Below are 10,725 nucleotides of genomic sequence, written 5' to 3' on the forward strand. Positions count from 1 at the left end.
CCCCGTCCCCCCCCGCCCCCCCACACCCCCGGCCGGCCGCCCGCGGCCCCCCCCCCCCGCCGGCGGGGGGCCCCCCCCACCTCTCCCCCGATCGACGGGGGAGAGGAAGGCCGCCTTCCGCAACTGCTGCGAAGGACGGGCAGGCAGGTGAGGGGCGCGCCGACGGTTGCAAGGAATCCTGAAGCGGTGCCTTGAGAAGAACGAGGCGGGATTAAGTCAATCTTTTAAGCCAGCGCAATCCAATCTCGCACCCGCAACACGGTATGAAGCCAGCCGATGCAAAACCGTTTCTTGCCCTATCTCCTGACCTTGCCCAGCCTGTTTCTGGCGGCGGTGGTTATCTTCTGGCCGGTCTGGGACCTGATCCAGATCTCGACACATGATGTCAACCGCTTCGGCCAGCTTCGCGAATTCAACGACTTCGCCAATTTCGCAGCGCTCACTGCCGATCCCGATTTCATCGCCGCTCTTTGGCGCACCGGCCAGTGGACCGTGATGGTCGTCGGCGGTGCGCTTCTCTTGTCGATCCCGGTGGCGATGATCCTCAACACCGATTTCTATGGCCGCGGCATCGCCCGCGTCATCATCATGCTGCCCTGGGCGGTGTCGCTGACCATGACCGCGGTGGTCTGGCGCTGGGCGCTGAGCGGCGAAAGCGGGATGCTGAATTCGGCGCTGATCGGCCTTGGCCTCATCGACCACAACATCCAGTGGCTGGCGAGCGCGGAGACCGCTTTCCCGATGCAGGTGCTGATCGGCATCCTGGTGACGGTACCGTTCACGACGACGATCTTCCTCGGCGGTCTGTCGTCGATCCCCGACGATCTCTACGAGGCGGCGGCACTCGAGGGAGCGACGCCGCTGCAGCAGTTCCGCGAGATCACCTTTCCGCTCTTAAAACCGTTCATCAACATCGCCATCGTGCTCAACACCATCTACGTCTTCAATTCCTTCCCGATCATCTGGGTGATGACGCAGGGCGGCCCGGCCAACTCGACCGACATCCTGGTCACCCATCTCTACAAGCTGGCCTTCCGCATCGGCAAACTCGGCGAAGCCTCGGCGGTGTCGCTGGTGATGTTCGCCATATTGCTGGTCTTCACCATGATCTATGTGCGGCTGGCGATGCGGGAGCAACGCGCATGAGAAGCAAGATCAAGCGTTCGATCATAGCCTGGCTGCTGCTGGCGCCGGTGATCGTGGTGACGCTCTTTCCCTTCGCCGTGATGCTCCTGACCGCGGTCAAGCCAAGACAGGAGGTGCTGTCGCCGACCTGGTGGCCGAGCGAATTCCGCTGGTCGAATTTTTCCGACATGTGGGTGGCGACCGGCTTTGGCCAGGCGCTGCTCAATTCGCTATACGTGTCTGTGATCGCCACCGTCGGCGCCATCCTGATCTCGGTTCCGGCTGCCTATGCGATGTCGCGCTTTCGCTTTGCCGGCTACGGCGCCTTGCGCCAGTTCCTGCTGATTTCGCAGATGATCTCGCCGATCGTGCTGGTGCTCGGCCTGTTCCGGCTGATGGCCGCCTGGGGCCTGGTCGAGAGCACCACCGCGCTCGGCTTCATCTACATGGCCTTCAACGTCGCCTTCACGGTTTGGATGCTGCAGAGCTATTTCGACACCATTCCGCGCGATCTCGAGGAGGCGGCCTGGATGGAAGGTGCCGGCCGCTGGCTGAGCTTGCGCAAGGTGTTCCTGCCGCTCTGCCTGCCGGCGATCGCGGTGACCGCGATCTTCACCTTCATCAATGCCTGGAACGAATTTGTCGTCGCGCTGACCATGCTGCGCAGCCAGGAGAGTTACACGCTGCCGATCCAGGTGTTCTCGCTGGTCGCCGGCCGCTACACGATCGAATGGCACCACGTCATGGCGGCGACGCTGCTGGCGACCTTGCCGGTGGCGATCCTGTTCATCTGGCTGCAGCGCTACCTCGTTCGCGGGCTGGCGCTCGGGGCGGTCAAATAGCCGCTCTATTTCTTCTTTGTTTTGACGCAATTCCGGGCGGAAAACCGCTTCACCCTTCCCTGGAATTGCTCTAGGCCCACGGAGCTTTCATGCGCATCTTCACCGCCTCGCTGGCGACGGAAACCAACACATTCTCGCCGGTGCCGACCGACCGGGCTTCGTTCGAGATGGCCTTCTATGCCGGACCTGGCAAGCATCCGGAAACGCCGACGCTGTGCTCCTCGCCGATGGTCGCGCTCCGCCGGCGCGCGGCAGCAGAAGGCCTCACCGTCATTGAGGGCACCGCCACCTGGGCGGAGCCGGGCGGCCTGGTACAGCGGCAGACCTATGAGACGCTGCGCGACGAGATCCTGGGCCAACTCAAGGCAGCGCTGCCGGTCGACGCGGTGATCCTCGGCCTGCATGGCGCGATGGTGGCGCAAGGCTATGACGATTGCGAAGGCGATCTGCTCGAACGCGTCCGCGACATGGTCGGGCCGGAGGTGGTGATCGCCGTGGAACTCGATCCGCACAGCCATCTGACGCCGAAGCGCGTCGCGGCTTCAGACATCCTCGCCTACTTCCTCGAATTTCCGCACACCGATTTCTACGAGCGCGGTGAACACGTCGTCGAACTCGGGCTGGCAGCAGTGCGTGGCGAGATCAAGCCGGTCATCTCGACCTTCGACTGTCGCATGATCCAGGTGCTGCCGACCAGCCGCGAGCCGATGCGCTCCTTCGTCGACCGCATCAAGGCGCTGCACGGCAAGGACGGTGTGCTGTCGGTTTCCGTCATTCACGGCTTCATGGCCGCCGATGTGGCCGAGATGGGCACGCGCATCCTTGTTATCACCGACAACGACAAGGCCAAGGGCGACGCGCTGGCGGAACGGCTGGGGCGCGAACTCTATGCGCTGCGCGAGAAGACGGCGATGACGATGCTGAGCACCGCCGACGGCATCGATCGGGCGCTGACCGTGCGCGCCAAGAATCCGGGCAAGCCGGTGGTCATCGCCGATATCTGGGACAATCCCGGCGGCGGCGTTCCAGGTGACGGCACCTTCGTGCTGCGCCAGATGCTGGCGCGTGGCCTGAACAATGTCGGCGTTGCGACGATCTGGGATCCGATCGCGGTCACCTTCTGCCTGGCGGCGGGCGAGGGCGCCGTCATCGACCTGCGCTTCGGCGGCAAAGCCGGGCCGCAGGCCGGCGAGCCGATCGACGCGCGCGTCAAGGTGCTGAAGGCGGTTGCGGAGGGCTGGCAGAGTTTCGGGCCGAGCCGCGTGACGCTGGGGCCGACGGCGCTGGTCCGCCTCGAAGGCACCGAGATCGACATCATCCTCAACACCAATCGCACGCAGACCTTCGAGCCGGATATCTTTTCCAATATCGGCGTCGATCCGCTGGCCAAGGATATGCTGCTGATCAAGTCGACCAATCACTTCTACGCCGGCTTCGAGCCGATCGCCGCCGAGATCATCTATGTCTCGGCGCCGAGTTCGTATCCCAGCAATCCGGCGGTGACCAACTACACCAAGCTGACGCGACCGGTGTGGCCGCGGGTGGCTGACCCTTGGAAGGGTGCTGGTAATCTCCCCCCTTGAGGGGGAGATGTCGCCGAAGGCGACAGAGGGGGTCGGTCCGACTGGGCTCGGCCTTCTTCTGCGCGAGGTCGGCGCTTCACGCGCAACGACCCCCTCTGGCCGCTTCGCGGCCATCTCCCCCTCGAGGGGGGAGATGGCCAAGCGCTACACCAATCCCCGCTTCACCATCATCGCTTCCGGCGACGGCATCTTGCCGCGGAAGGCCGTGTAAAGCTCCTCCGGGTCCTTCGAGCCGCCGGCGGCGTAGATGTTCTTCCTCAGCCGCTCGGCGAGCGCTGGGTTGAAGGGGTCGCCGGTTTCCTCGAAGGCGGCGAAGGCGTCGGCGTCGAGCACTTCCGACCACATGTAGGAGTAATAGCCGGCCGAATAGCCTTCGCCTGAGAAGACATGGCCGAAATGCGGGGTGCGATGGCGCATCGCGATGGTATCTGGCATATCAAGCTTCTCAAGCGTTTCGGCTTCGAAACGAAGCGGCTCCTGCGGTGCATCAGGCCGCGCATGATAGGCCATGTCCATCAAGGCAGAGGCCGTGAATTCCACAGTTGCAAAGCCAGCGCCGAAAGTCCGCGCGGCCAGCATCTTGTCGAGCAGCGCCTTGGGCATCGGCTTGCCGGTCTTGACGTGCAAAGCGTGCTTTTCCAGCACAGCCGGCACGGTCAGCCAGTGCTCGTAGAGCTGCGAGGGCAGTTCGACGAAATCGCGGCTGACCGAAGTTCCGGCGACCGACGGCCAGGTGACGTCGGTCAGCATACCATGCAGCGCATGGCCGAACTCGTGGAACAGCGTCTTCGCCTCGTCGACCGACAGCAGAGCCGGCTCGCCCACCGGCGGCTTGGCGAAGTTCATGATGTTGTAGATCACCGGTTTCGAGCCGTGGCCGAGTCCATAGCCGGACTGCAGCGCGCTCATCCAGGCGCCGGAACGCTTTGACGGCCGAGCGAAATAGTCGGCGAGAAACAGGCCGCGCTCGCTGCCGTCGGCATTCTTCACCACGAAGACGCGGGCATCCGGATGCCAGATCGCGATGCCTTTCTTCTCCACGAAGGTTATGCCGAACAGCCGTGTCGCCACGTCGAAGCAAGCGTCGATGATCCGGTCGAGCTGCAAATAGGGTTTCAGTTCGGCTTCATCGAAGGCGAACTTTTCCGCGCGCAGTTTCTCCTGGTAGAAGCGCCAGTCCCAGGCGGCGAATTTTTCGTTGCTGCCGGCTTCCGCTGCCAGTCGCTGCAGGTCGGTCTGGTCAGCCGCAGCCTTTTCCAGCGCCTTCTCCCACACCGGGTCAAGCAGCGCGTGCACGGCGTTCGGTGTCTTGGCCATGGTGTCGTCGAGCTTCAGCGCGGCGAAGGAGGCGTAGCCAAGCAGCTTTGCCTTTTCGGCGCGCAGCTTCAGCATGTCGCGCACAACGGATGTGTTGTCGGTGGCGCCGCCATTCTGGCCGCGCATGGTGAAGGCGCGGAAGGCGATCTCGCGCAGGTCGCGGCGTTCGGAGAAGGTCGAGAACGGCTCATAGATCGAGCGCGACAGGGTGACGGCATAGCGGCCCTTCTGACCGCGCATTTCGGCCGCCTCGGCCATCGAGCTTTTCAGAAAGTCCGGCAGGCCGGCCAGGTCGGCCTCGTCGAGGAACAGCGCCCAGTCGCGCTCGTCGGCAAGCACATTCTGGCCGAAAGTCGTGCCGAGCGAGGACAGCTCCTCGTTGATCTTTGCCAGCCGCTTCTTGCCGTCGGCGTCGAGCTTGGCGCCGGATCGGACGAAGCCCTTCCAGGTCTTTTCCAGCACCCGCAGGGTCTCGGCGTCCAGCTTCAGGCTCTCGCGGCGCTGGTAGAGATCGTCGATGCGGGCAAACAGCCTCTCATTCATCGAAATCGCCGAGAAATGCCTGGACATCTTTGGCGAGATGTCGCGCTCCAGCGCCTGGATCGCTTCATTGGTGTGGGCGCCGGCGCGGCACCAGAAGATCGACGAGACACGCTCGAGCGCCTCGCCGCCGAGTTCCAACGCGGCAAGCGTGTTCTCGATGGTCGGCGTATCTTCGTTGGCGGCGATCGCTTCGATCTCGGCCTCATGCGCCTTCAGCGCGGCATCGAAGACCGGGGAAAAATCGCCGTCGCCGATGCGCGTGAAATCGGGCAGGCCGAGCGGTCCTTGCCACGCAGTCAGCGGATGGGCGGCGAGGTCGACGGCTTTCGTGGAAGGCATGAACGGTCTTTCGCTGGTGAAGGCAGGCGGGGCGGGTCGGTACCGATGTAGGGCGTGGCCGGCGGACCCGCAATATCGCGGTTGGCCGATATCCGCCTTAGAAGCCGTCGCAGTTCTCGGCGATCGCCGCTTGCGAACTGGCGGTGATGCGGTTGTCGGCCACCGCGAAGGTTTCCTGCATCAGCATGTCGTTGTTGGGGAAATCGTAACAGGCGACCACCGTGGTGACGCCGCCTTCGCTCTTCTCGATCCGGTGCCGGATCGCCGCACCGGCAACGGCACCTTTCCATTCGTCGATGGAGGCGATGAATTCCTGCTTGCTTTGTACGACGCCGAGGTCGTCCAGCTTGATGCGGACATCGTCGGCGAGCAGGTCGGACAGTTCTGTGCGGTCGGCGACCAGCAGCGCCGAATACCAGCGGCTGATGATGGCGCGGTCATCGGCGCGGGCGGCAATAATCGCGATCAGCAGCGCAGCCGCCGTCAAAACGGTCGACCGGAGGTTCACCACCTTGCTCGCCGCTGCGTTCATCCCAGCTCCGGCCGTTCGAAATCGCCTGTCTCCTTGTTCATCACCCAGAGTTCACCGGTCGAAATGTCGAACCAGGCGCCGTGCAGCGACAACCGACCCTTGCCTTCGAGGATCGAGACGCAAGGGAAGGTTCGGAGATTGGCGATGGAATAGCGGATCGAGATGCGCTCGAGCGCAGTCTGGCGCTCCGACGCCGTCATGAAGGTGCTGGAGGACACGGTTTCGGCGGCCGGTGCGATCAGGCTCATCCATTTGCCGATGAAGTCGCCGGGCGACAGCGGTGCGGAATTGGTGTCGAGCGCGGCGCGGATGCCGCCGCAGCGGCCATGGCCCATGACGACGATATTCTTGACCTTCAGGCTCTGTACGGCGAATTCGAGCGCGGCGGAGGTCGAATGGAATTCGCCGTCCGGCGCGTAGGGCGGCACCAGATTGCCGACATTGCGTAGCACGAAGAGTTCGCCGGGCCCGGCGTCGAAGATCGCTTCGGGTGCCGCGCGGGAATCGCAACAGGCGACGATCATCGTTTCCGGCGCCTGGCCTTCGCGGGCAAGCTCGCGATAGCGTCCGCTCTCGGTGGGATAGCGGCCGGTCATGAAATTGCGGTAGCCGGCGAGAAGGTGGTCGGGGAGATGAGACATGGGCGGCGTCTGGAGCCTTTCCGGGTTGGATGCGGCAGCTCGTTGCGGTCAGAAGAGGCTCTAACGGCAAAAGCCTGTTGCGAGCAATGCAGAATTGCGGGCGCTAGCTATAAATGCATGCGTCCAGCGCGGCTCTGGGCGATGCGGTCACGCCCAGATGGCGACAGGAATGCCGAAATTGTCGGTGAGCGGCGGGTCGGGAAACGGCCTTGCCTCACCGTCGGCAATGCGACCGGCGATGAGCATCATCGCGGCCGCGTCGAGGAAATCATCGGCGGCGGCACCGCGCGGCGGCGGCTGATCGAGAAAATCCATCTCATAGCCATGCCGGCAGAGCAGCGCCTTGCGTTCCGCCATGCCGGCCGGATTGATGCCGCCCTTGATCTTCTTCGGCAGCTGCATGGCCCGGTCGCCGTTCAGCCGGCAGAAGGCGACCTCCGGGTGCGATTCGAACACACGGCCGCGCAAATCGGGTCGCGCGATCAGCAGTGCGTCGATCTCGCGGATCTTGGCGAAAATGCCGAACGCCTGGATCGAAACGCCGCGCGGTGGGTCGGATGTGGTCTTGGCCACCCCGCTTGCCCTGATGTGCGCGGCATACCAGGCTTCGATGGTGGTGAAGTCGTTGGTGTCGGCATAGAGCGCGGCGCGGGACGGGATCGAGAAGACGCTGGATTGGCGTGCCCCAAGCAGCGGGCGCACCAGCGCTTCGGGGCCGCGCCCACCTTTGCTCGAAAATTCGGGCAGCCCAATCGGCATGTCGACAGCAATGACAGCATCGTCGGGGAGTGAGGCAAGCAGGGCAGCGAAGCTTGCAAAGACCGCGACGGAAGCTATCGAACCGGGGTTACGAGGTGTCGAACCGAGTTCGCGCCGCACGGCGATCCAGCCGGCCTTGCAGCCGTCGACGCCGACAAGCACGACCTTAGTCGGTATCACGCCCGGCGGTCCCGCCCTGGATGCGTGAGGTGGCGCAGCTGCACCATCGCCATCGGGTGCGACAGGCTCTGCGCATCGGTTTCGAGCTGCAGTTCGTCGCCGCCGCGCTTGGCTGTGCGCGCCAGGATCTCGTAGACCGCCGCCGTCGTCGATTGCAGCGCCTTGATCGGCGGCTGGCCGGACAGGATGCGCGCCAGGTAGACCGCCGCCGTCAGGTCGCCCAGGCCATTCGGCGGCTTGTCGATCAGGCGATGCTCGGCAAGCAGCACCTGGTTGCCGCCGAGCAGAAGATTGCCGGTGCCGCCCGTCATCATCGACGGCGCCGAGGTGACCAGCATGGTCGATGGCCCGGCATGGAGGGCGGCCGCGATCACCGATTTCAGGTCGGGCAAGGGCGCGCCGGCCATCCATTCCAGTTCGTAGCGGTTGGGGGTGGCGATGTCGGCGATCGGCATCAGCCGGTCGCGCATGGCGATGGCGGTCGGTTCAGGCACATAGAGGCCACCCGAATCACCCATCACCGGATCGCAGATATAGACGGCGTCGGGCGTCCTTGCCTTCACCGCGGCCACCAGCGAGGCGACAGCCTCGGCCTGGCCGGCCTCGCCGAGGTAGCCCGACAGCACGGCGCCAACCTCGCCCAGCCACGGCGCCCGCTCGAGATCGGCCAGCAGCGCCTTGAACTGGTCGAGCGGCGGCACGATACGCGTTGCCCGTCCATGGCCGGGATGCCAGGGCAGGATGACCGTCGGCACGGCCCAGACCGGAAAGCCCAGCGTCTCCAGCGCGAACACGGCGGCACGGTTGCCGACCGAGCCGCGTGCGACATGGCTGGAAATGACGATGACCGCACGCGGCGCGTCGGCTTGTTCGGCGCTCATTGTTGTTTGATTCCTAACTGCCCCGGATGACGTAAAGCACGAGCCAGACCATCAGGCCCAGCGCCAGCAGCAGGCCGAGTGTCCGGCCAATGCGGGTGCCCCAGACTTCGATCGGATCGGCACGATCGGCATCGGCCGCGGTGACGTGATCGTGCAGGCCTTTCGTGGCCCGCGCCACAAACGAGTTGCCGGCCGGATCCGTCTCGCGCGCAACACGCTCGAGGATACGGCGCGCTTCCTTCTCGCTGTCCTGGCGTTCCGCCATGATGATGTCCCGTTTCGGCAGCGACCTTACCGCGTTCGCCGTACCAATTACAGGGCCTTGCGGCTGACGGTAACGTGTCGATAACCGTGCCCGCCGAGGTCATTTTCTTGCGCGCTGATTGTGGTAATGCTTCGCATGCAACTTTCCATCGAGGGATCCATCATGTTTGCCCAGCGCCTTGCTTCACCGTCCATGTTCCGCACGCTGCCAGCCTTCCTGATGATGGCGATCGTGCTGCCGCTGCTTGCCGGCTGTGGCTACAATACCATCCCGACAGCTGAGGAAAGCGCCAAGGCGGCATGGAGCGAGGTGCTGAACCAGTATCAGCGCCGCGCCGACCTCATCCCCAATCTGGTCGAGACGGTCAAGGGCTACGCCTCGCACGAAAAGGACACGCTCGACGCGGTGGTCGAAGCCCGCGCCAAAGCCACCCAGATCACGGTGACACCGGAAACGCTGAACGACCCCGAAGCCTTCAAGAAGTTCCAGGATGCTCAGGCAGGACTGACGAGCGCGTTGTCGCGGCTGATCGCGGTGTCGGAGGCTTATCCCGACCTCAAGGCCAACCAGAACTTCCTGGCTCTGCAGGCGCAGCTCGAAGGCACCGAGAACCGCATCGCGGTGGCGCGGCGCGATTACATTCAGGCAGTGCGGGATTATAATCTGACGTTGAGGACCTTCCCGTCGGTGCTGTGGGCGACCTTCTGGTTCCGCGGCAACCAGCCTTTCGCCAATTTCACCATCGAGGACGACAAGCTGCAGACGCCAAAGGTCGATTTCGGCACGAAGCAAGGCGGGTGATCCGCGGCTGTCATCGGAATAATCCCGCGAAATGACGGACTGCTGGCGTGCAAACACCCCCCTCTGTCCTGCCGGACATCTCCCCCTCAAGGGGGGAGATTGGCAGTTTCGAGCGCATTGCTCATCCTTGTGCGTCGGTGATTGGCGAAGGCCGGTGTGACGTCCAATCTCCCCCCTTGAGGGGGAGATGTCCGGCAGGACAGAGGGGGGCGCCACGGAATACCTACCTTTCCTTTCTTAGCCTTCTTGCCAGCCTCTTCTTCCTCCCGATCACCGCCCTCGCTGCCGAACTCCCAGCCCTGACCGGCCGTGTCGTCGACAATGCCGGCATCATCGATGCCGCGACCAAGGCGGCGCTGACGCAGAAGCTCGCCGATTTCGAGACAAAAGGCTCCGACCAGATCGTCGTGGCGACGATCCCCAGCCTCGACGGCGAGGAGGTCGAGCCCTACGCCAACCGGCTGTTCCGCTTCTGGAAACTCGGCCAGGCGAAGGAGAATAACGGCGTCCTGCTGCTGGTGGCCCCGAACGACCGCAAGATGCGCATCGAGGTGGGCTATGGTCTTGAAGGCACGCTGACCGACCTGCACACCAAGCTGATCATCGAAAACGACATGGTGCCAGCCTTCCGCGCCGGTGATTTCTCCGGCGGCATATCCAAGGCCGTCGACGACATGATCATGGTGCTGGAAGGCAATCCGGAGGAGCTGGAAGCGCGCGGCGAGCGCAACCAGCAGGCGCCGTTTGATTCCGACGACCTCTTCTTCGCCGTCTTCATCAGCATCTGGGCGATCATCTTCTTCGGCAGCATCGCGGTTTCCGTCCTGCCACCGATTTTCGGCCAGAAGCTCGGTCCCGGCCGCTACCGCGGGCTCGGCATGACCTTCGAGCCAAGCCGGCGATCCTCCGGTGGCGGC

11 protein-coding genes are annotated in these 10,725 nt (G+C 64.1%); 5 read left to right on the plus strand and 6 right to left on the minus strand.

Annotated features, from left to right (window positions below; all coding sequences use genetic code 11):
* The first annotated feature begins 276 nt into the window (after window positions 1–276).
* The 3 genes from NKJ06_RS32385 (at window position 277) to NKJ06_RS32395 (ending at window position 3,550) form a co-directional block, all read left to right on the plus strand.
* Window positions 277–1,146, plus strand: a complete 870-nt coding sequence (locus tag NKJ06_RS32385) for a carbohydrate ABC transporter permease (protein ID WP_352636191.1) — start codon at window positions 277–279, stop codon at window positions 1,144–1,146.
* Window positions 1,143–1,967: a carbohydrate ABC transporter permease gene (locus NKJ06_RS32390; protein WP_352636193.1), complete on the plus strand. Its 825-nt coding sequence runs from the start codon at window positions 1,143–1,145 to the stop codon at window positions 1,965–1,967. The genes NKJ06_RS32385 and NKJ06_RS32390 overlap by 4 nt, the downstream gene beginning before the upstream one ends.
* 89 nt (window positions 1,968–2,056) lie before the next feature.
* On the plus strand, window positions 2,057–3,550 hold the full coding sequence (locus NKJ06_RS32395; RefSeq protein ID WP_352636195.1) for a M81 family metallopeptidase: 1,494 nt from the start codon (window positions 2,057–2,059) through the stop codon (window positions 3,548–3,550).
* Between the two features lie 144 nt (window positions 3,551–3,694).
* On the opposite strand, the gene NKJ06_RS32400 is transcribed toward NKJ06_RS32395, so the two are convergent.
* The 6 genes from NKJ06_RS32400 to NKJ06_RS32425 all read right to left on the minus strand — a co-directional run bounded on the left by NKJ06_RS32400 (window position 3,695) and on the right by NKJ06_RS32425 (window position 9,007).
* A complete protein-coding gene (locus tag NKJ06_RS32400; protein ID WP_352636197.1) occupies window positions 3,695–5,749 on the minus strand; it encodes a M3 family metallopeptidase in 2,055 nt (684 codons plus the stop codon).
* 97 nt (window positions 5,750–5,846) lie between these two features.
* Window positions 5,847–6,281 (minus strand): nuclear transport factor 2 family protein, encoded by a 435-nt coding sequence (locus NKJ06_RS32405; protein WP_352636199.1) that lies wholly within the window; start codon window positions 6,279–6,281, stop codon window positions 5,847–5,849.
* Complete coding sequence (locus NKJ06_RS32410) at window positions 6,278–6,922, minus strand: carbonic anhydrase (RefSeq protein WP_352636201.1); 645 nt, start codon at window positions 6,920–6,922, stop codon at window positions 6,278–6,280. The genes NKJ06_RS32405 and NKJ06_RS32410 overlap by 4 nt, the downstream gene beginning before the upstream one ends.
* 147 nt (window positions 6,923–7,069) lie before the next feature.
* Window positions 7,070–7,861 (minus strand): DUF429 domain-containing protein, encoded by a 792-nt coding sequence (locus tag NKJ06_RS32415; RefSeq protein WP_352636203.1) that lies wholly within the window; start codon window positions 7,859–7,861, stop codon window positions 7,070–7,072.
* The gene (gene pdxY, locus NKJ06_RS32420) at window positions 7,858–8,742 is read right to left on the minus strand and encodes a pyridoxal kinase PdxY (protein WP_352636205.1); all 885 of its coding nucleotides are present in this window, start codon (window positions 8,740–8,742) and stop codon (window positions 7,858–7,860) included. Before pdxY ends, NKJ06_RS32415 begins: the two co-directional genes overlap by 4 nt.
* A 13-nt stretch (window positions 8,743–8,755) precedes the next feature.
* Complete coding sequence (locus NKJ06_RS32425; RefSeq protein WP_352636207.1) at window positions 8,756–9,007, minus strand: hypothetical protein; 252 nt, start codon at window positions 9,005–9,007, stop codon at window positions 8,756–8,758.
* Between the two features lie 162 nt (window positions 9,008–9,169).
* Between NKJ06_RS32425 and NKJ06_RS32430 the strand changes: the two genes are divergently transcribed.
* Window positions 9,170–9,808 (plus strand): LemA family protein, encoded by a 639-nt coding sequence (locus NKJ06_RS32430; RefSeq protein WP_352636209.1) that lies wholly within the window; start codon window positions 9,170–9,172, stop codon window positions 9,806–9,808.
* Window positions 9,809–9,984: 176 nt separating this feature from the next.
* Window positions 9,985–10,725 (plus strand): TPM domain-containing protein (locus NKJ06_RS32435; protein WP_352812045.1); only part of this gene is annotated, 741 nt, incomplete at its 3' end.

Source organism: Mesorhizobium sp. M0293 (assembly GCF_040321735.1).
Taxonomy (GTDB): Bacteria; Pseudomonadota; Alphaproteobacteria; order Rhizobiales; family Rhizobiaceae; genus Mesorhizobium.

Coding starts and splice junctions, on each gene's coding strand:
- NKJ06_RS32385 (WP_352636191.1), top strand. CDS start 277: ATGCAAAACCGTTTCTTGCCCTATCTCCTGACCTTGCCCAGCCTGTTT.
- NKJ06_RS32390 (WP_352636193.1), top strand. CDS start 1,143: ATGAGAAGCAAGATCAAGCGTTCGATCATAGCCTGGCTGCTGCTGGCG.
- NKJ06_RS32395 (WP_352636195.1), top strand. CDS start 2,057: ATGCGCATCTTCACCGCCTCGCTGGCGACGGAAACCAACACATTCTCG.
- NKJ06_RS32400 (WP_352636197.1), bottom strand. CDS start 5,749: ATGCCTTCCACGAAAGCCGTCGACCTCGCCGCCCATCCGCTGACTGCG.
- NKJ06_RS32405 (WP_352636199.1), bottom strand. CDS start 6,281: ATGAACGCAGCGGCGAGCAAGGTGGTGAACCTCCGGTCGACCGTTTTG.
- NKJ06_RS32410 (WP_352636201.1), bottom strand. CDS start 6,922: ATGTCTCATCTCCCCGACCACCTTCTCGCCGGCTACCGCAATTTCATG.
- pdxY (WP_352636205.1), bottom strand. CDS start 8,742: ATGAGCGCCGAACAAGCCGACGCGCCGCGTGCGGTCATCGTCATTTCC.
- NKJ06_RS32425 (WP_352636207.1), bottom strand. CDS start 9,007: ATGGCGGAACGCCAGGACAGCGAGAAGGAAGCGCGCCGTATCCTCGAG.
- NKJ06_RS32430 (WP_352636209.1), top strand. CDS start 9,170: ATGTTTGCCCAGCGCCTTGCTTCACCGTCCATGTTCCGCACGCTGCCA.